Annotated in this window: 17 protein-coding genes; 9 read left to right on the forward strand and 8 right to left on the reverse strand. The window is 72.5% G+C overall.

The window, feature by feature from the left end; translation table 11 throughout:
- Nucleotide 1: 1 nt before the first annotated feature.
- Entirely contained in the window at nucleotides 2–1,510 is a 1,509-nt protein-coding gene (gatA, locus tag J4N02_RS08950; protein ID WP_182815149.1) for an Asp-tRNA(Asn)/Glu-tRNA(Gln) amidotransferase subunit GatA, read from the reverse strand.
- Entirely contained in the window at nucleotides 1,510–1,806 is a 297-nt protein-coding gene (gatC, locus tag J4N02_RS08955; RefSeq protein ID WP_182815150.1) for an Asp-tRNA(Asn)/Glu-tRNA(Gln) amidotransferase subunit GatC, read from the reverse strand. Before gatC ends, gatA begins: the two co-directional genes overlap by 1 nt.
- A 142-nt stretch (nucleotides 1,807–1,948) precedes the next feature.
- On the opposite strand from gatC, the gene J4N02_RS08960 reads away from it, so the two are divergent.
- Nucleotides 1,949–2,584: an ACT domain-containing protein gene (locus J4N02_RS08960; protein ID WP_188333927.1), complete on the forward strand. Its 636-nt coding sequence runs from the start codon at nucleotides 1,949–1,951 to the stop codon at nucleotides 2,582–2,584.
- Nucleotide 2,585: 1 nt separating this feature from the next.
- On the opposite strand, the gene J4N02_RS08965 is transcribed toward J4N02_RS08960, so the two are convergent.
- Nucleotides 2,586–2,792: a hypothetical protein gene (locus J4N02_RS08965; protein WP_188333926.1), complete on the reverse strand. Its 207-nt coding sequence runs from the start codon at nucleotides 2,790–2,792 to the stop codon at nucleotides 2,586–2,588.
- A gap of 228 nt (nucleotides 2,793–3,020) precedes the next feature.
- Between J4N02_RS08965 and J4N02_RS08970 the strand changes: the two genes are divergently transcribed.
- On the forward strand, nucleotides 3,021–3,251 hold the full coding sequence (locus tag J4N02_RS08970) for an NIL domain-containing protein (protein WP_188333925.1): 231 nt from the start codon (nucleotides 3,021–3,023) through the stop codon (nucleotides 3,249–3,251).
- Between the two features lie 16 nt (nucleotides 3,252–3,267).
- Nucleotides 3,268–3,873: a DUF5701 family protein gene (locus tag J4N02_RS08975; protein ID WP_188333924.1), complete on the forward strand. Its 606-nt coding sequence runs from the start codon at nucleotides 3,268–3,270 to the stop codon at nucleotides 3,871–3,873.
- On the opposite strand, the gene J4N02_RS08980 is transcribed toward J4N02_RS08975, so the two are convergent.
- The gene (locus J4N02_RS08980) at nucleotides 3,860–5,083 is read right to left on the reverse strand and encodes a DUF222 domain-containing protein (RefSeq protein ID WP_188333923.1); all 1,224 of its coding nucleotides are present in this window, start codon (nucleotides 5,081–5,083) and stop codon (nucleotides 3,860–3,862) included. The two genes, J4N02_RS08975 and J4N02_RS08980, sit on opposite strands and share 14 nt — an antisense overlap.
- Here J4N02_RS08980 and J4N02_RS08985 point away from each other — a divergent pair.
- Nucleotides 5,031–5,465, forward strand: coding sequence for a hypothetical protein (locus J4N02_RS08985; RefSeq protein WP_188333922.1), 435 nt, complete (start codon nucleotides 5,031–5,033; stop codon nucleotides 5,463–5,465). The genes J4N02_RS08980 and J4N02_RS08985 overlap by 53 nt on opposite strands.
- Here the strand turns inward: J4N02_RS08985 and ligA are convergent.
- The 4 genes from ligA to J4N02_RS09005 are packed head-to-tail and all read right to left on the reverse strand — an operon-like array spanning nucleotide 5,449 to nucleotide 10,698.
- Complete coding sequence (gene ligA, locus J4N02_RS08990) at nucleotides 5,449–7,488, reverse strand: NAD-dependent DNA ligase LigA (protein ID WP_188333921.1); 2,040 nt, start codon at nucleotides 7,486–7,488, stop codon at nucleotides 5,449–5,451. The genes J4N02_RS08985 and ligA overlap by 17 nt on opposite strands.
- Before the next feature lie 30 nt (nucleotides 7,489–7,518).
- Nucleotides 7,519–8,487 (reverse strand): methionine synthase vitamin-B12 independent, encoded by a 969-nt coding sequence (locus J4N02_RS08995; protein ID WP_188333920.1) that lies wholly within the window; start codon nucleotides 8,485–8,487, stop codon nucleotides 7,519–7,521.
- Nucleotides 8,484–9,557 (reverse strand): tRNA 2-thiouridine(34) synthase MnmA, encoded by a 1,074-nt coding sequence (mnmA, locus tag J4N02_RS09000; RefSeq protein WP_208090915.1) that lies wholly within the window; start codon nucleotides 9,555–9,557, stop codon nucleotides 8,484–8,486. Before mnmA ends, J4N02_RS08995 begins: the two co-directional genes overlap by 4 nt.
- A 10-nt stretch (nucleotides 9,558–9,567) precedes the next feature.
- Nucleotides 9,568–10,698: a cysteine desulfurase family protein gene (locus J4N02_RS09005; protein ID WP_188333919.1), complete on the reverse strand. Its 1,131-nt coding sequence runs from the start codon at nucleotides 10,696–10,698 to the stop codon at nucleotides 9,568–9,570.
- A gap of 159 nt (nucleotides 10,699–10,857) precedes the next feature.
- Here J4N02_RS09005 and glgX point away from each other — a divergent pair, with 159 nt between their 5' ends.
- The 5 genes from glgX to J4N02_RS09030 all read left to right on the forward strand — a co-directional run bounded on the left by glgX (nucleotide 10,858) and on the right by J4N02_RS09030 (nucleotide 19,064).
- The gene (glgX, locus tag J4N02_RS09010; RefSeq protein ID WP_243760763.1) at nucleotides 10,858–12,954 is read left to right on the forward strand and encodes a glycogen debranching protein GlgX; all 2,097 of its coding nucleotides are present in this window, start codon (nucleotides 10,858–10,860) and stop codon (nucleotides 12,952–12,954) included.
- A gap of 27 nt (nucleotides 12,955–12,981) precedes the next feature.
- On the forward strand, nucleotides 12,982–15,054 hold the full coding sequence (locus tag J4N02_RS09015) for an alpha-1,4-glucan--maltose-1-phosphate maltosyltransferase (protein ID WP_375539351.1): 2,073 nt from the start codon (nucleotides 12,982–12,984) through the stop codon (nucleotides 15,052–15,054).
- Complete coding sequence (locus tag J4N02_RS09020; protein ID WP_188333917.1) at nucleotides 15,051–16,271, forward strand: phosphotransferase; 1,221 nt, start codon at nucleotides 15,051–15,053, stop codon at nucleotides 16,269–16,271. The genes J4N02_RS09015 and J4N02_RS09020 overlap by 4 nt, the downstream gene beginning before the upstream one ends.
- 147 nt (nucleotides 16,272–16,418) lie before the next feature.
- On the forward strand, nucleotides 16,419–18,401 hold the full coding sequence (gene glgB / locus J4N02_RS09025) for a 1,4-alpha-glucan branching protein GlgB (RefSeq protein WP_188333916.1): 1,983 nt from the start codon (nucleotides 16,419–16,421) through the stop codon (nucleotides 18,399–18,401).
- On the forward strand, nucleotides 18,402–19,064 hold the full coding sequence (locus J4N02_RS09030; RefSeq protein WP_182815172.1) for an NUDIX domain-containing protein: 663 nt from the start codon (nucleotides 18,402–18,404) through the stop codon (nucleotides 19,062–19,064). It begins immediately after the preceding gene.
- The last annotated feature ends 7 nt before the right edge of the window (nucleotides 19,065–19,071 follow it).

A 19,071-nucleotide genomic window follows, 5' to 3' on the forward strand; every position in this document is an offset into this window, starting at 1 on the left:
GTCAGGCCTCCACCCAGCGCTCGGCGATCCGGTCGGTCAGGACTCCCCCGTCGCGCTCGGCGAGCGCACGCTCGAGCGCGGCGCCCACGCGGTAGACGCGGTCGTCGGCCTGCGGCGGTGCCATCACCTGCAGGCCCACGGGCATCCCGTCCTCGGGGGCGACCCCGCACGGGAACGACCCGGCCGTGTTGCCCGCCATGTTGGAGGGGATCGTGCACAGGTCGGACTTGTACATCGCCAGCGGGTCGGACAGCTTCTCCCCCACCAGGAACGCCGTGGTCGGCGTCGCCGGGCTGACCAGGACGTCGACCTGCTCGAAGGCCGCGTCGAAGTCGCGGCTGATCAGGGTGCGCACCTTCTGGGCCGAGCCGTAGTAGGCGTCGTAGTAGCCGGAGCTCAGCGCGTAGGTGCCGATGATGATGCGGCGCTTGACCTCGGCGCCGAGGCCCTCGGCGCGGGTGAGGTTCATGACCTCCTCGGTCGAGCGGGTGCCGTCGTCGCCGGAGCGCAGCCCGTAGCGCATGGCGTCGTAGCGGGCCATGTTCGAGCTGACCTCGCTGGGCATGATCAGGTAGTAGGCGCCCAGCGCGTAGGTGAAGTGCGGGCAGGACACCTCGACCACCTCGGCGCCGGCCGCCTCGAGCGCGGCCACCGCCTCGCGGAAGCGCAGCTCGACGCCGGGCTCGTAGCCCTCGCCGCCGAGCTCCTTGACCACGCCGATGCGCATGCCGGCGATGTCGCCCGAGCGGGCGGCCTCGACGACCGGGGGCACGGGCGCGTCGATGGAGGTCGAGTCCATCGGGTCGTGGCCGCAGATGACCTCGTGCAGGAGGGCGGCGTCCAGGACGGTGCGGGCGCACGGGCCGGGCTGGTCGAGGCTGCTCGCCATCGCGATCACGCCGTAGCGGGACGCCCCGCCGTACGTCGGCTTCACGCCCACCGTGCCGGTGACCGCGCCCGGCTGGCGGATGGAGCCACCCGTGTCGGTGCCCAGCGCCAGCGGCGCCTGGAACGCGGCGAGGGCGGCGGCCGAGCCGCCGCCGGAGCCGCCGGGGATGCGGTCCAGGTCCCACGGGTTGCGGGTGGTGCCGTAGGCCGAGGTCTCGGTCGAGGAGCCCATCGCGAACTCGTCGAGGTTGGTCTTGCCAAGGACCACCAGGCCTGCGTCCAGCACGCGCTGCACGATCGTGGCGGAGTACGGAGGGCGCCAGCCCTCGAGGATCTTCGAGGCAGCCGTGGTGGGCACCCCGGCCTGGCAGAACAGGTCCTTGACGGCGATGGGGACGCCGGCCAGCGGGCCCAGCTCCTCCCCCGCGTCCAGCCGCGCGTCGACCGCGGCAGCCTGGGCACGCGCGCCCTCGGCGTCCACGTGCAGGAAGGCGTGGACGTCGCCGTCGACGCGCTCGATCTGGGCCAGGAAGGCCTCGGTGACCTCGACGGCGGTGAGCTCGCGCGCCGCGATGCGGCGGCCGAGGTCGGCGGCCGTGGCGGTGAGGATGTCGGCGGTCATCAGGCCTCCTCGCCCAGGATCCGCGGGACCAGGAACTTGCCCTCGTCGGTGGCGGGCGCGCCGGCCAGCGCCTGCTCCTGGGTGAGGCCCGGGCGCACGACGTCCTCGCGGAAGACGTTGGTCAGGGGCATGGCGTGCGACATCGGCGGCACGTCGGCGTCCGCGACCTCGGAGACCGAGGCCACCGCCTCGAGGATGATGGCGAGCTCGGGCGCCATGCGCTCCAGCTCCTGGTCGGTCAGCTCGATGCGCGCCAGCGCGGCGAGCTGCGCGACGTCGTCGGTGGTCAAGGCCACGGGAGGACTCCTGATCGGGTCGGGGACCCGCTCATCCTAGGCCCGGTCGCGTGCCCGGCGGACGTTTCGATCACGCTACAAGCTGGCGACGATCCGGGACAGGTGTTGGGCCGGGCCGGGGGCGTCCTGTATCAAGGGGGCCATGTACCTGGTGCGCGTCGTCCTGCCCGATCGCCCCGGCACGCTCGGTGCCGTGGCGACCGCCCTGGGCCACGCCCAGGCCGACATCAACGCGGTCGAGATCGTGGAGAAGGGCACCGGCTACGTCATCGACGACTTCATGCTGACGCTGCCCGCCGACGCGCGGCCCGACCAGCTGGTCACCGCCTGCACGGCGCTGCCCGACGTCGAGGTGTTGTGGGTCTCCTTCTACCCCGAGAACTGGGGCCTGCACGCCGACCTCGACGTGCTCGACGCCATGGCCGAGAGCCCCGAGCGCGCCGAGGTGCTGCTCACCGACAAGGCGCCCTCGACATTCCACTGTTCGTGGGCGCTCCTGGTCGACCGCGAGCGCGGCATGGTGCTGCACCGCAGCGCGCTGGCCCCCATCGGCACGCAGGTGCCGGTGGGCGTGTTCGGGGACCTGGCGACCGCCCACGTCGCCGAACTGCCCGCCGGCTGGCACGACGGGTGGGGCGAGGCCGCGGTCGCCGTGGCCCCCTGCCGCAGCGCCCACAGCATCGTGATCGGACGCCCTGGGCCCGAGTTCCGCAAGGCCGAGCTCGCCCGGCTGCGCCACCTCGCGCTGATGGCCAGCGAGCACGAGCACGCGGTGTGAGTCAGTAGCCCCGCAGCATCAGGTAGGCGAAGTAGCCGAAGGCGACCACCGCGACGAGGACCACGCTGAGGACCGTGATCGTCCACCAGCGCTGGTTGCGCTTGCTGCGCGTCGTGGGGACGTCCGCCGGCGCCCACTCACCGACCCGCGGCCGCACGCGCGGCGACGCGGAGCCGTTCAGGTCCAGGTCGGTGTTCAGTCCCTCCACGGCCCCCAGCGTACGCGTCTCACGATGCGGCGCACCGGTGTGCACGCGTGGGCCTGCGTCACCTACCCTGCTCCCATGGCCACGACCGCACGCACCCTCGCGCTGCCGTCGTTCACCGTGCCCGCGGGCTGTTGTCCGTGTTGTCGCGCCTGACTCCCTGAAGCCCTTGGCTCGGGAGTCGCGCACCAGCACCCTCCCGACAACACGCCAGATCCTCGGAGCACAGCCATGACCCTCGACCTCGTCTTCGTCGGCGCCGACGCCGGCCGCGCCGCCCTCGCCCAGCTGACCGCCGAACTCGGCGTCACCGTCCGCCTGCTCGGGCAGCGGGTGACCACGATGGAGATCTTCCCCGTCAACGTCCTCACCATCGAGGTGGACGCCGCCGCCGCGCAGCTGGACGCCGCGGCGTCCTGGTTCGCCCGCCGCGGGATCCACCGCTTGCCCGTCGCCGCCTGACGGGCACACTGGCCCGATGAGCATGCGGGCGCAGGTCGAACGGTTGGTCGCGGCAGGGGTCCCGGACGTGGCGGGCGTCAGCGCCGACGAGTTCCGGGAGCTGGCCGCTGACCTGACCGGCGAGGGGGTGCTGTGCGTGCACCCCGAGCTCGCCGGACCCAGCCAACTGGCCCCGCTCCTGCGCCGCGGCGACCGCCCCGGCTTCGTGGTCGCGGACATGGACGACCTCGACGCCTTCGACCCCATCGAGTCCGTGGTGGTCCCCGATCGTGCCCTCTACCTCGTGCACGGGGTCGACCGTGGGGACGACCTGCTCGGGTGGACCCCCGACCGGGCACTGCCCGAGATCCTCGCCCGCGGCCGGAGCCCGCTGACGATCGGCGAGGGCATCAGCTGGCTCCTCCAGGCCCCAGAGGTGCTCGAACCCAACCGGTGCTTCATGTGCATCGGCTCCCGCAAGCGCAAGGCCCGCGGGCTCGACGCCCGCACCCCGGCCATCTGGATCAGCCGCGGGACCGGGCGCGACGGCGCCGACCGGCGCGATGCCCCCAAGGTCGGGTGGTGCCGGGCCGGCAACCACCACACCTGGCTGGGCTTCGCGTCGGCCCTCAGCCGAAGCTGACGTCAGCGCCGCCGGCATTGGGCACGTCCCCGCGCGGGTGCGTTCCCTGACGGTCGACCAGCCACTCGTAACCGAGACGGGTGACCCACGCGAGGATGCCGGGTGCGGTCTGGGTGAGCTCGAAGTCGCCGTGCGTCTTGGCCCGGTGGGCGAAGCGGCCCAGTGGGGCGAGGTTGGCTGCCCGCGTCTGCCCCCGGGTGCCGTCGTCGCGCCACGGGTCGCAGTGGTCGAGGTCGAGCCCCCGGGAACCGCGCACCGAGAACGGGAACATCTCGAACGGGTCCCGCGCCCGCACGTGCCGGCCGATGCCGACGGGCACCTCGTAGGCGTCGACCTGCGGGTGGTCGGCGAGGTCGACCACCGGCAGGACCCGGATCCGGTGGTGCTGGAGCAACTCGGCGAGGTGGGCCTTGAGCACCGGCCCGAGGTCGCCCTCGGTGCGCACGACCTCGCTGTCGGGGCTGAGGTGCACCACGACCGTCGCCTCGGGGCGACGCAGGGTGCCGGCGGCGTCGGATGCGGCGGTCGGCGTCGCGAGCCGGACCAGACCCTCCGCGCGCAGGACGTCGACCTGCTCGGTCGACCCCGCCGCGACCTCCTGTCGGACGTAGCCGTCCACCGCGGCCCCCAACAGCACGGCTCCCGCCGTGCGCAGCCGGGCCACCAGCGTGCTCATGCCGTCCCCGTCGTGGGTGACCCGCACGAACTGCTCACCCCGCGCCCGTTCGGCGCGCGCAGCGGCCGCCTCGGTGTCGGCCGCCACGATGAGCCCGGCGAGCTTGCGCAGGACGCGGCGCCAGGCGAGCCGGCCGAGGCAGGGCTCCACGAGGCGGTCCACGCGGGCGGCGGCCGCCCGGTCGAGGTCGCGCATCCCCTTGGCCTGGGCAACCTGCAGGCCCTGCCAGAGTTCGACGCGACCTGCCAGCAGGGCCGCCCACGTGCGCGGCAGGCGGTGCCGCAGGTCGATCACGTCGGACACCAGCGCGGAGGCGGCCGGGATCGTCACGCCCAGCAGGGGCGCCAGTTCGGCGTACAGGAACTCGGCCACGAGCGGCGTGCCCTCGTGCCCCGACCGGACGAGCCGCTCGGCCCCGGGGGCCGGGTTCGACGCGACCGTGTCGTGCAGGTCGACCAACCCCGCCACCAGCAGGGCCTTCGTGGCGCCCAGCGAGCGCTCCAGCGACAGCACGCCGAGCAGCTCATCGGCCACCCGCCTGCTGTCGATCGGCGCCGCGCTGGCGCTCACCGTCGTGGAGTACTTCCTCGAGGTGCGCGGCCTGCACCTCGTGCCGCAGGAGGAGTACGGCGTCCTGTCCTACGGCAGCGCCGAACCCGCCACCGGCCCGCCGCTGATGGTGCTCGTCGTCGCGGCGTTCCTCGTCGTCGCCGGCGCGCTGGTCTGGCGGAAGCAGAAGTGGCCGTGGCTGTTCGTGGGTGCGGTGGTCATGACGATCGGCAGCGGCGTGCAGCTACCGCTCGAGAGCGGCGCCATCACCAACGCGTTCGAGCTCACCCTGCTGGTGTCGATCATGGCCACCAAGGCCTTCCAGGACCGCAACGACCACAGCCGGGATCTCAGTCCAGCGCGCTGAGGCCCTTCTCCAGCAGCTCCTCGAACCGCTCGGCGTCCAGGATCGGCACGCCGAGGCTCTCGGCCTTGGTGTGCTTCGACCCCGAGGACTCCCCCGCCACGAGCACCGACGTCTTCTTCGACACCGAGCCGGCCGCCTTGCCGCCGCGCGCCTCGATCGCCTCCTGCGCGGTGTCGCGCGTGTACCCCGGCACCGCCCCGGTCACCACGACGGTGAGGCCTTGCAGCGTCTGCTCCACGGTCGGGCCGGCATCGGCCGCCGGCTCGTCGGCCAGCACGCAGCCGGCCGCCTGCCACTTCTCGACGATCGCGCGGTGCCAGTCGACCGCGAACCACTCGGTGATGGACGCCGCCAGCGTGGGCCCGATGCCGTCGACCGCCGACAGCTCCTCCTCCGACGCGGAGGACAGCGCCTCCACGCTCGGGAACGCCCGCGCGACGTCGGGGGCCACGCCCTTGCTGATGTGCCGGATCGACAGCGCGACCAGGAACTTCGCCCACGGGCGGGTCTTCGCCCCCTCCAGGTTGGCCAGCAGCTTCTTGGCGTTCGCGTTCAGCACCCCGGCCTTGGTCTTGAAGAAGTCGGACTTCGCCAGGTCCTCCTCGGTCAGCGCGAACAGGTCGCCCTCGTCCTCGATCAGTCCGGCCGACAGCAGGGCGTCCGCCGCCTGGAAGCCGAGGTTCTCGATGTCGAGCGCGGTGCGCGACGCGACGAAGAACACCCGCTCGCGCAGCTGGCTGGGGCACGAGCGCGTGTTGGGGCAGCGCAGGTCCTTGTCGCCCTCCTTCTGCTCCACCAGTTCGGTGCCGCAGCCCGGGCAGTGCGTGGGCATGACCCAGGCGGGCAGGCCCTCGGGGCGCAGCGCCAGCACCGGCCCCAGGATCTCGGGGATGACGTCGCCGGCCTTGCGCAGCACCACGGTGTCGCCGGGGCGGACGTCCTTGCGGGCCACCTCGTGCGCGTTGTGCAGCGTCGCCATCTCGACGGTCGAGCCGGCCACGACCACCGGCTCCATCACGCCGTAGGGCGTGACGCGCCCGGTGCGGCCGGTGTTGACCTCGATGCGCAGCAGCTTGGTGTTGACCTCCTCGGGCGGGTACTTGAACGCGATCGCCCACCGCGGGGCCCGCGAGGTGGAGCCCAGCTCGCGCTGCCGCGCCCGGTCGTCGACCTTGAGCACGATGCCGTCCATCTCGTGCTCGAGGTCGTGGCGGCGCCCCGCCATGGTCTCGATGTAGGCCAGCGCGGCCGCGAGGTCGGGCACGACCACGTTGTGCGTGCTCACGGGCAGCCCCCACGCACGCAGCAGGTCGTACCCCTCCGACTGCCGCTGGGGCGCCTGCCCCGAGCTCGCGCCGATGCCGTGGCACAGGAAGCGCAGCTTGCGGGACGCCGTGACCCGCGGGTCCTTCTGCCGCAGCGACCCGGCCGCGGAGTTGCGCGGGTTGGCGAACCGCGCACGCCCGGCCTCCTCCAGCGACGCGTTCAGCGCGGCGAACGCGGCCGGGGTCATGAACACCTCGCCGCGCACCTCGACCAGGTCGGGGGCGTCGTCAGCCAGCGTCAGCGGGATGTCGGCGATCGTGCGCACGTTGGCCGTCACGTCCTCCCCGTAGCGGCCGTCGCCCCGCGTGGCCGCCGTGGCCAGGCGCCGGTTGCGGTAGACGAGGTCGAGGGCGAGGCCGTCGATCTTCACCTCGCACAGCAGCTCGGCCGGACCGCCCAGGCGGGCGTACCAGCGCTCGACCTCCTCGGTGGAGAAGGCGTTGTCGAGGCTCATCATCGGCTCGAGGTGCTCGACCGCGGCGAACGTCGCCGAGAGGCCGCCGCCCACCTGCTGGGAGGGCGACTCGGGCGTGACGAACTCGGGGTGGGCCTCCTCCAGCGCCTGCAACTCGGCCATGAGCGCGTCGAAGCCCGCGTCGGTGAGGGTGGGGGCGTCCAGCACGTAGTACTGGAACCGCGCGTCGTTGATCTGCTGCGCGAGCTCGGCGTGGCGGGACTGGTCCTCGGCTTCGGTCACGACCTGAAACCTACCGCGCCGGACCGACAATCAGCGGGAGAGTTCCTCGTCCATCCGCTCGGCGGTGGTGCGCAGCGCCCGCAGCACCGCGGAGACCGCGGCCGGCGTCCAGCCCGCCAGCCCACAGGCGGGCGTCAGCACGACCCGGTCGAGCACGACCGGCCCCAGCTCGAGGGGGCGCAGGGCCCCCAGCACACGCCGCGTCAGCGCGTCGGCCGACAGCGGCACCCCGGACGCCGTGGGTGCGGCCCCGAGCCACAGCTCCTTCCCGTCCTCGACCAGCGGCGCGAGGGCGTCCCAGGCTGCGCGGGAGAGCAGGTCCTGGTCGAGCGCGACGCCGGTGAAGCCGGCCCCGTGCGGCCCGAGCACCAGGCCGACGTCGAGCCCCGGTGCGCAGCAATGCAGCACGTGGCCGCCCAGCTCGCGCAGCAGTTCGACGGCCTCGGGTCGGTCGACCGCGCGGTGGCGGAAGTAGCCGCCCTCGGTCGGCACGGCGCCGGCCAGCACCGCCGGCAGCGCGGGCTCGTCGACCTGCACCAGCACCTCGACCCCGGGCAGGCGGCGTTCGACGTCAGCCACCAAGTCGCGCACGCCGGCGGCAATCGACTGCGCCACGTCGCGGCGCGCGCCGCGGTCGGCGAGCACGCGGCCGCCCAGCGGCCGGAACACGGATGCGGCGAGCGTCCACGGGCCGGTGACGGCCACCTTCAACGGCCCGGTGAGCCCCTGCGCGTTCTCCTCCAGCACGTCGAGGTCGTCGCGCAGCGCGGCCCTCGCGCGACGCTGGTCCACGCCGGGCACGGCGGCCAGCCGCCACTCCCCGGCCGACAGCTCGGCGCCCAACCCGTCCAGCAGGCCGAGCGCGCGCCCGACCATCCCGGCCCACGGCCCCCGCGCCGGGAACTCCGGCAGCCACGGCACCGACACGGCCTCCAGGGCGAGCCGGACGCCGGCGCCCAGGTCGGTCCCGGGCAGCGACCCGATCGCGGACGTCCTCACCGGGCACCCGCGATCGTCGCGGCCCCGACCACGAGGTCGCCGTCGTAGAGCACCGCGGCCTGGCCGGGCGCGATCCCGAAGGCCGGCTCGTCGAGCGCGATCCGGACGCCCTCGGCGTCGGCCTTGATCCCGCACGGCAGCGGCGTCCCGTGGGCGCGGACCTGGACGAGCCCCCGCCACGAGCCCAGACGCGGCTCGGCGACCGCCCACGTCGGCCGGATGCCGGTGATCTCGCTCACGGCCAGCGCCTCGTGCGGCCCGACCGTCACCGTGTTGTCGACCGGCGAGATCGCCAGCACGTAGCGCGGCTGGCCGTCGGCGGCGGGCACCCCGAGGCGCAGCCCCTTGCGCTGGCCGACGGTGAACCGGTGGTGGCCGCCGTGGGTGCCGAGGACCGCGCCCGCGGCGTCCACGACCTCGCCGGGCCGCTCGCCCAGCGCACGGTCGAGGAAGCCGGCGGTGTCGCCGTCGGCGATGAAGCAGATGTCGTGGCTGTCGGGCTTGGACGCGACCCGCAGGCCGAGCGCCTCGGCCTCGGCGCGCACGTCGGCCTTGACGGTCCCGTAAAGGGGGAAAAGCGAGCGGCGCAGCTGCGCCTGGGTCAGGACGCCGAGCACATAGCTCTGGTCCTTGGCGGCGTCGGCGGCGCGGTACAGCTCGGCGTCCTCGCCGGCGAACTCGAGCCGCGCGTAGTGGCCCGTCGCCACCGCGTCGAAGCCGAGGGCCACCCCCCGCTCGAGCACGGCGGCGAACTTGATCTTCTCGTTGCAGCGCAGGCACGGGTTGGGCGTGCGGCCGGCGGCGTACTCGGCGACGAAGTCCTCCACGACGTCGGCGTGGAAGCGGTCGGAGAAGTCCCAGACGTAGAAGGGGATGCCCAGGGTGTCGGCCACCCGACGGGCGTCGTTGGAGTCCTCCAGCGAGCAGCAGCCGCGCGACCCGGACCGGTAGAGCTCGGGGTTGCGGTTCAGCGCCAGGTGGACGCCGGTGACCTCGTGGCCCTCCGCCACGAGGCGCGCGGCGGCGACGGAGGAGTCGACTCCCCCGGACATCGCGACCAGGACACGCACCCGATGAATCCTAGGCGGACGCCGCGCGGGCCCGGGACACGGCCGCCGGCCAGGCGTCCAGGACCGCGGTCACGTCGGCGGGGGTCGTGGTCCAGCCCAGCGAGAACCGCAGCGACCCGGTGGCCGCCTCCTCCCCCAGGCCCATCGCCAGCACGACCTCGCTGGGCTGCTGGACGCCGGCCGTGCACGCCGAACCGGTGGAGCAGTCGATGCCCGCGGCGTCCAGCAGCAGGAGCACGTCGTCGGCCCGGACGCCGTCCACCGTCACGTGGCAGATCGAGGGGCTCACGTCGGCGGGCCCGTTGACCCGGACGTCCTCCACGCGGGTGAGGCCCGCGACCAGCACCTCCCGGAGCCGGGCGAGCCGCGGCCCCTCTTGTGCCAAGGCGGCCACGGCCGCGGAGGCCGCCACCGCGAACCCCACCGCCAGCGCGACCGGCACGGTCCCCGACCGCAACCGGCGCTCCTGCCCGCCGCCGTGGCTGACCACGGCCAGCGGGGCGTCGCGACGCAGGACGAGCGCACCGACCCCGACCGGCCCGCCGAGCTTGTGTGCGGAGACGGTCAGGGCGTCCAGCCCCGAGTCGGCGAACGACACCGGCACGTGGCCGACCGCCTGCACCGCGTCGCTGTGCGCCCGGACGCCGGCCCTGCGGCAGGCCTGCACGAAGGACCCGATCGGCTGCAGCGCGCCGGTCTCGTTGTTGGCCCACATCACCGAGGCCCACGCCACCTCGTGTGTGAGCTGGGCCAGCCCCGACGTCCGCAGCACGCCGGCGCGGTCGACCGGCAGCCAGACGGCCCGCTCCCCCAGCGCCCGGACGGCGTGGGCGACCGCCGGGTGCTCGACCGTGGACGCGGCCACCCGTGGCCGCCCGGTCGTCTCCCCCAGCGCCGCGGCGCCGCTGACCAGGAGGTGGTCGGCCTCGGTGCCCCCGCCGGTGAACACGACCTCGCCGGGATGCGCGTCGAGCGCGTCGGCGAGCTGCTCGCGGGCGTCCTCGAGGAGCGCGCGGGCGTGGCGGCCGGAGCCGTGGAGGGAGCTGGCGTTCCCGGTCACGTCGAGGGCGGCGAGCATGGCCGACCGCGCCTCCTCGCGCAGCGGCGTGGAGGCCGCGTGGTCCAGGTAGACGCGTCGCACCGTGCCCTCCTCGTGCGCCGAGTCTAGAGGGAGCGCGAATGGACCGGACTGTTCCTTTACGGCAGAATGAATCGTCCGCCCTCACCCCACCGGGGCTGACCGCGAGTCCGAGTCCGTCGATCGAGAGTGGTGTCCGTGCGCCCTTCGCTGCCCCGACCGGTGGATTCGGCCATCCTCGGTGCCCACGTGGTCGACGGCGGCACCCGCTTCGCGCTCTGGGCCCCCCGGGCGACCCGCGTCGAGCTCGCCCTGGTCGACACCGACCGCCGCCAGACCAACCACGACCTGGTCCGGCACAACGACGGCGTGTGGGAGCTCCTGGTCCCCGGCGTCGGCCCCGGGCAGCGCTACGGCTACCGCGTCCACGGCCCTTGGAGCCCCGAGACCGGCCAGCGGTTCAACCCCTCCAAGCTGCTCGTCGACCCGTACGCGCGGGCGATCACCGGCGGCGTCGACTACTCCGGCCCGATCAGCGACCACACGCCCGAGTCGAACTACCTGCCCGACCCGCGCGACTCGTTCGCGTCGGTCCCCCTCAGCGTCGTCGTGGCCGACACCCCGCCGCCGCGCCCGCTGGCCACCCCGATCACCGAGGACGAGCTCGTCGTGTACGAGACCCACCTCAAGGGCTACACCCAGCTTCACCCGGCCGTCCCCGAGCACCTGCGCGGCACGTACGCGGGCATGGCGTACCCGGCCGTGGTCCAGCACATCAAGAAGCTGGGCGTGAACGCCGTCGAGCTGCTGCCGGTGCACCACTTCATCTCCGAGCCGTTCGCGATCGGCAAGGGCCTGGTCAACTACTGGGGCTACAACACGCTGGGCTTCTTCGCCCCGCACGCGCCCTACTCGAGCTCGGGCACCCTCGGCCAGCAGGTCACCGAGTTCAAGGAGATGGTCTCGGCCCTCCACGACCAGGGCATCGCCGTGATCCTCGACGTGGTCTACAACCACACCGCCGAGGGCGGCCACGAGGGCCCCACGCTGAGCTTCCGGGGGATCGACCACGCGGGCTACTACCGGCTGACCTCCGACCTGCGCAACGACTACGACGTCACCGGCACCGGCAACGCCGTCGACACGTCGATGGGCGGTGTCCTCGACCTCATCCTCGACTCGCTGCGCTACTGGGTTCGCGACATGGGCGTCGACGGGTTCCGCTTCGACCTGTGCACCACGCTGATCCGCGACCAACTGCACCACGTGCAGCAGAGCCACGAGTTCAAGCAGGCGGTCGCCGAGGACCCGGTCCTGTCGAAGGCCGTGATGATCACCGAGCCGTGGGACCTCGGCCCCTACGGCTACCAGGTCGGCCGCTGGGGCCGGGGCTGGAGCGAGTGGAACGACCGGTTCCGCGGCTTCACCCGCGACTTCTGGCGCGGCGCGGTCTTCGGCGTGGAGGAGCTGGCCACCCGGCTCGCGGGGTCGGCCGACATCTTCGACCACGACGGACGCCCCGCCACCAGCTCGGTCAACTTCGTCACCGCGCACGACGGGTTCACGCTGCGCGACGTCGTCACCTACGACCTCAAGCACAACGAGGCCAACGGGGAGCGCAACCGCGACGGCGCCGACGACAACCGGTCCTGGAACCACGGCTACGAGGGCGAGACCGAGGACGCCGCGATCAACGCCGCCCGCCGCCGCACGATGCGTAACATGATGGCCACCCTGCTGCTGAGCTCGGGCATGCCCATGGTGCTCGCCGGCGACGAGATGGGCCGCACCCAGCAGGGCAACAACAACGCCTACTGCCAGGACACCCCGCTGTCGTGGGTGCACTGGACCGAGACCGACGAGTGGGACGACCAGCTCGCGCTCACCCGCACCCTCGTCGACCTGCGCCGCAAGCACCCGGTGCTGCGGCCGGCCGCGTTCCGCTCGCGCGCCGAGGTGATCGGCGAGCACGACGAGGGGCTGGGCCGCACCGAGTCGGCCTGGTTCAACGAGCACGGCACCGAGATGACGATCGAGAACTGGCACGACGGCGGACGCCGCAGCCTCGGCATGTACGTCTCCGACCGCCGCGACGCGTTCTACATCTTCTTCCACGCCGGGACCGAGCCCCTCGAGATCACGCTGCCCGGGCAGCCCTGGTCCAGCGGCTACCGGATCGTGGCGCACACCGGCACCCCCGACGAACTGCGGATGACGGCCCTCGCACCGGGCCGCCGGGTGATCCTCCCCGGCCGCACCGTGGTCGTGATGAAGGCCACCGTGGCCAGCCGGCGTCCGGTCGCGGAACGCCGCCGCTGACTCTGCGGGTGCAGTAGCGTGGTCTGCGTGACGCAGCGCAACGTGACCCAGTCCAAGACCACCGCCGCCACCACGCCGAAGAAGGCGGCCCCCGCGACCGCGCCCACCCGGGTGCCGGTCGACCTCTCCCCCACGAAGACCGTCGTGCGCGGCTTCGGCCGCATCCCGGTCACCAAGGTCTCGCCCGTCATCGAGGGCGGCGCCTACGCCGCCAAGGCGACCGTCGGGGAGCTCGTCCCGATCCGGGCGCGGGTGTTCCGCGAGGGCCACGACGCCGTCAACGCGTCGGTCATCGTCACCGACCCGTCCGGCCGCGAGACCCGCCACGACATGACCCCGCTCGAGCCCCGCGGCCTCGACCCGTGGGAGGCCTGGGTCCGGTTCGAGGTCGAGGGCGCCCACACCTTCCGGGTCGAGGGTTGGTCCGACCCCTGGGGCACCTGGCTGCACAACGCCGAGGCGAAGCTGCCCGCCGGCGTCGACATCGAACTCGTCTGCATGGAGGGCCGCGACCTGTTCGAGCGCACCGCCAAGGCCGCCGACGAGGCCGGCGACCCGGTCGAGGCGTCCATCCTGCGCGCCACCGCCCAGCTGTTGATCCCGCAGCGCCCGGCCGAGGACCTGCTCGACGTGGCCACCGGCTCCGGCCTGGCCAAGGCCATGCGCAAGTACGGCCCCCGCGAGCTGGTCTCGCCCACCGCCGAGTTCCCGATCTTCGTCGACCGCCGCAAGGCGCTGTTCGCCTCCTGGTACGAGTTCTTCCCGCGCTCGGAGGGTGCCACCTACGACGCCGAGACCGACACCTGGACCTCGGGCACCTTCGACGACTGCCACCAGCGGCTCGAGGAGGTCGCCGCGATGGGCTTCGACGTCGTCTACTTCCCGCCCATCCACCCGATCGGCACCGCGTTCAAGAAGGGCAAGAACAACTCCCTCGACGCGACCGAGAAGGACCCGGGCTCGCCGTGGGCCGTCGGCAGCCCCGACGGCGGCCACGACGCGATCCACCCCGACCTGGGCGACTGGGAGAGCTTCGACCGGCTGGTGGCCAAGGCCAAGCAGCTCGGCATCGAGATCGCCCTCGACTTCGCGCTGCAGGCCAGCCCCGACCACCCGTGGGTGACCGACCACCCCGAGTGGTTCACCACCCGTCTGGACGGCACGATCGCCTACGCCGAGAACCCGCCGAAGAAGTACCAGGACATCTACCCGATCAACTTCGACAACGACCCCGAGGGCATCTACAACGAGGTCCTGCGCGTGCTGCGCCTGTGGATGAGCCACGGCGTCCGCATCTTCCGCGTGGACAACCCGCACACCAAGCCGGTGCAGTTCTGGGCCTGGATCTTCGACCAGATTCGCGCCACCGACCCCGACGTGTTGTTCTTCGCCGAAGCCTTCACCAAGCCGGAGATGATGCACGCGCTGGGCAAGGTCGGCTTCCACACCAGCTACACGTACTTCACGTGGCGCGTCACCAAGCACGAGCTCGTCGAGTACATGGGTGAGCTGTCGCGCGAGACGGACGCCTTCTACCGGCCGAACTTCTTCGTCAACACGCCCGACATCAACCCGTTCCACCTGCAGTCGGGCAACCCGGCCATCTTCGCCATCCGGGCGATCCTGGCCTCGATGCTGTCGCCGGCGTGGGGCGTGTACTCGGGCTTCGAACTGTTCGAGCACGTGCCGAACGCCCCCGGGCGCGAGGAGTACCTCGACTCCGAGAAGTACGAGTTCCGCCCGCGCGACTACAACGCCCAGCCGAACCTGAACATGCTGATGGGCACGCTGAACGCGATCCGGCAGAACCACCGCGCCCTGCAGCAGCTGCGCCAGGTCGACTTCCACACCGCGCCACACGAGAAGCTGCTGGCCTTCAGCAAGGTCGACGGCGACAGCAAGGTGGTCGTGATCGTGTCCCTCGACCCCGACAACACCGTCGAGTCCGAGGTGCACCTCGACCTCACCAAGCTGGGGCTCGCGCCCGACGCCCCGCTGCGCGTGCGCGACGAGCTCACCGGCGCCACGTTCACGTGGGGCGCCCGCAACTTCGTCCGGCTCACCCCCGCGAACCCGGCCCACATCCTGGTGATCGTGTGACGGAGCTCGACCGCGCCTGGGAGCGCCACCTCGAGACGGTCCGCTGGTTCGGGGGCAAGGGCGCCGGCGCGCGCATCGTGCGCCGCGACGTCCTGCCCGCGTGGACGCCCCCGGGCGTCGAGCCGGCCGTGCGCAGCGAGGTGGCCACCCTGGCCTACCCCGACGGCCACACCGAGCACTACCACCTGCTGGTGGCCCACCACCCGGCCGGGCGCGAGGCGTCCGGCACGGTGCTGGGCACCGACGAGGTGGACGGCGAGCCGATGCAGGTCGTCGACGCCACCACCGACCCCGCGGCGCTGGCGGCGTTCGTGGCCGCGACCCAGCCCGACTTCGCCGACCACCCGGTCAAGGTGTGGTCCGGCGAGCAGTCGAACACGACGTTGGTCCTGGGCGACACCGACCTGTACAAGCTGTTCCGGCGGGTCGAGCCCGGCCCGAACCTGGACGCCGAGGTGCTGCTCGCCCTGGGCGGGGGCACGGTCCCGGCCGTGCACGGCCGGCTCACCGGGGCATGGCCCGAGGGCGGGACGACCGACCTCGGCCTGGTGATCGAGCGCGTGGTCGGCGCCGAGGACGGCTGGGAGCTGGCCACCCGCACCTGCACCGCGGGGGCCGACTTCGTCGAGGCGGCGGGCGACCTCGGCGTCGCGCTGCGCGCGGTGCACGGACGCCTCGCGGACGCGTTCGGCGCCCACGTGCTCCCCGGTGACGAGGTCGCCGACACCATGGGTGCCCGGCTCGACGCGGCGGTCACGGCCGCCCCGGAGCTGGCGCCCCACGCCGAGACCGTCCGCGCCGCGTTCGAGGCGCTGCGGGGCCGGACGCTCCCGGTGCAGCGCGTGCACGGGGACTTCCACCTCGGCCAGACCCTGCACAGCCCCACGGGCTGGACGATCATCGACTTCGAGGGCGAGCCGGCCAAGACCGCCGCCGAACGCCGCGCCTTCGACTCGGTGTGGCGGGACGTGGCCGGCATGGTGCGGTCCTTCGACTACGTGCGCAGCGCCCACCCCGAGCCGTCGTCGCCCGAGGCCGTGGCCTGGGCCGACGCGTGCCGCGACGCGTTCCTCGCCGGGTACGGCGACGGGGCAGACGCCGACGTCCTGGCCGCGTACGTCCTGGACAAGGCCGTGTATGAAGTCTTGTATGAGTTGCGCAATCGCCCCGACTGGGTCGGGATCCCCCTGCGAGCCATCCAGGAGTCCAACCCGTAGGAGGGGGACGAGTACCCGGGGGGAACGCATGGCCGTGCGGCTGCTCCCCGAGTGAGGCCGGACCACTCCGCGGACCTCGCCGGGGTTCCGACACCGGCCCCGCGCGAAGCACTAGGGTGGAGTGACCGACCAGTGTTAGGAGAGGCGATGGCACACGATCCGTTCGGCGGATTGACCGGATGGGATCTCGAGGGGTTCCACAACGGTGGCGACACCGAGGTCTGGAGGCGGCTCGGCTCCCACGTCGTGACGCTCCACGACGACGAGCGTGGTGAGGTTACCGGCACCCGGTTCGCGGTCTGGGCGCCCAACGCGCAAGAGGTGCGCATCAACGCAGACTTCAACTGGTGGACCGGCGACGCCATGCACCTGGTCCCCGGGTCGGGCGTCTGGGCGCTGTTCGTCGAGGGCGTCGGCGACGGCACGCTGTACAAGTACAACATCCTCGGCGCCGACGGCGTGTGGCGGGAGAAGGTCGACCCGATGGCGTTCTTCGCCGAGCAGGCGCCCGCCAACAGCTCGATCGTCTACACCTCCCAGATGGGCTGGGGCGACGACGCGTGGATGGAGGCCCGCAAGACCAAGAACATGCAGGTCGAGCCCATGAGCATCTACGAGGTGCACCTCGCCAGCTGGCGCAAGGGCAAGACCTACCTCGAGCTGGCCGACGAACTCGTCGAGTACGTGACCTGGCAGGGCTACACCCATGTCGAGTTCATGCCGATCACCGAGCACCCGTTCGAGCCGAGCTGGGGCTACCAGGTCACCAACTACTTCGCGCCGCAGAGCCGCCTGGGCAAGCCCGACGAGCTGCGCTACCTGATCGACCGCCTGCACCAGGCCGGCATCGGCGTCATCCTGGACTGGGTCCCGGGGCACTTCCCCAAGGACGAGTGGGCCCTGGGTCGCTTCGATGGCACCGCCCTGTACGAGCACGCCGACCCGCGCCAGGGCGAGCACACCGACTGGGGCACCTACATCTTCAACTACGGCCGCAACGAGGTGAAGAGTTTCCTGGTTTCCAACGCCCTGTACTGGGTGCAGGAGTTCCACTTCGACGCGTTGCGCATCGACGCCGTCGCCTCGATGCTCTACCTCGACTACAGCCGCGAGCCGGGGCAGTGGGTGCCGAACGAGTTCGGCGGCAACCACAACCTCGAGGCCATCGACTTCCTGCGTTACGTGAACCGCCACCTGTACGAGCGGGTGCCCGGCGTGACGATGATCGCCGAGGAGTCGACCTCGTTCGGCGGCGTCACCCAGCCGACCAACCTCGGCGGCCTGGGCTTCGGCTTCAAGTGGAACATGGGCTGGATGAACGACTCGCTGCGCTACCTGGCGCTCGAGCCGATCTACCGCCAGTGGCACCACCACGAGATGACGTTCGCGATGGTGTACCAGTACTCCGAGAACTTCATCCTGCCGATCAGCCACGACGAGGTCGTGCACGGCAAGGGGTCGATGATCAACAAGATCCCGCAGGACGCGTGGCGCCAGTTCGCCACCCTACGCGCGTTCTACTCCTTCATGTGGTCCTTCCCGGGCAAGCAGCTGCTGTTCATGGGTCAGGAGTTCGGCCAGCGGTCGGAGTTCAACGAGGCCGTCAGCCTCGAGTGGTGGGTCAGCGACCTGTGGGGCCACCACGGCCTGCAGCGCATGATCAAGGACCTCAACGAGCTGTACAAGGCCCACCCGGCCCTGTGGAAGCTGGACAACGACCCGTCCGGGTTCCAGTGGATCAACGCCGACGACGCGGGCCGCAACGCCTACTCGTGGGTGCGCCGTGACGGCGAGGGCCAGCAGATCGCGGTCGTGGTCAACTTCAGCTCCGAGCCCTGGTACGACTACGAGATCGGCCTGCCCGAGACCGGCCGCTGGACGGAGATCTTCAACTCCGACGCGACCGTCTACGACGGCTCCGGCATCGGCAACTTCGGCGGCGTGGACGCCCACGAGGGCGACTGGGGCGGCTTCCCGGCCCGCGCGACCGTCCAGGTTCCGCCGCTGGGTGCGGTCTTCTTCCGGCTCGACGAGCCGGCCGAGGACGCCGAGCCCCGCCGCGCGATCGTCGAGGACGAGGTGGACGTGACCGCGCCGGTCGACGCCGCCGACGTCGAGGCGTCCGAGTAGGTGACGACGCAGGAGCCGCGCCGGCAGGAGGAGCGCGTGGCGGCCGATGACTGGCCCGCCCGCCGCGACCTCCACCGGCGCGGCTTCCGCCTGGAGGGGCGCCTGCGGCAGGCCCGGGCGTCCGGCGACCGCTTCGTCGACGAGCTGGTGTACGGACGCCTCGCGGGCGAGCCGGCCGGCCGCGAGGCCTTCACGCACGTGATGAACTCCGTCACCCCGCGCAAGCGGCTGATCGCGCACGCCCTCGTGACCGACGAGGCCGGCCGCGTGCTGCTGTGCGAGACCTCCTTCAAGGCCGACTTCGAGCTGCCCGGCGGCATCGTGGAACCCGGCGAGTCGCCCCGGCTGGCCTGCGAGCGCGAGATGGTCGAGGAGATGGGCGCCTCCCCCGGCGTCGGCGACGTGCTGGTCGTCGACTGGCTGCGCCCCTACAAGGGCTGGGAGGACGCGATCGAGCTGGTCTTCGCCTCCCCGGTGGTGGCCGAGGCCGACAAGGCCCGGTTCGTCCCCGACGGGGTCGAGATCCTGGCCCTCCATTGGCTGGACCCGGCCGACCTCGACACCGTGATGACCCCGTTCGGCGCCGACCGGGCCCGGTCCGCGGTGGCCGCGCTGGCGTCCGCCCGGACGACCTACACCGAGGGCGGGCTGCCCGTCGAGTAGCATGCGC

The sequence above is a fragment of the Propioniciclava sp. MC1595 genome (assembly GCF_017569205.1).
In the GTDB taxonomy this organism is placed as follows: domain Bacteria; phylum Actinomycetota; class Actinomycetes; order Propionibacteriales; family Propionibacteriaceae; genus Propioniciclava.

Excerpts from the sequence above, each read along its gene's own strand:
- J4N02_RS08970 (WP_188333925.1), top strand. The coding sequence starts at position 3,021 with ATGACCCTCGACCTCGTCTTCGTCGGCGCCGACGCCGGCCGCGCCGCC.
- J4N02_RS08975 (WP_188333924.1), top strand. The coding sequence starts at position 3,268 with ATGAGCATGCGGGCGCAGGTCGAACGGTTGGTCGCGGCAGGGGTCCCG.
- gatA (WP_182815149.1), bottom strand. The coding sequence starts at position 1,510 with ATGACCGCCGACATCCTCACCGCCACGGCCGCCGACCTCGGCCGCCGC.
- J4N02_RS08960 (WP_188333927.1), top strand. The coding sequence starts at position 1,949 with ATGTACCTGGTGCGCGTCGTCCTGCCCGATCGCCCCGGCACGCTCGGT.
- glgB (WP_188333916.1), top strand. The coding sequence starts at position 16,419 with ATGGCACACGATCCGTTCGGCGGATTGACCGGATGGGATCTCGAGGGG.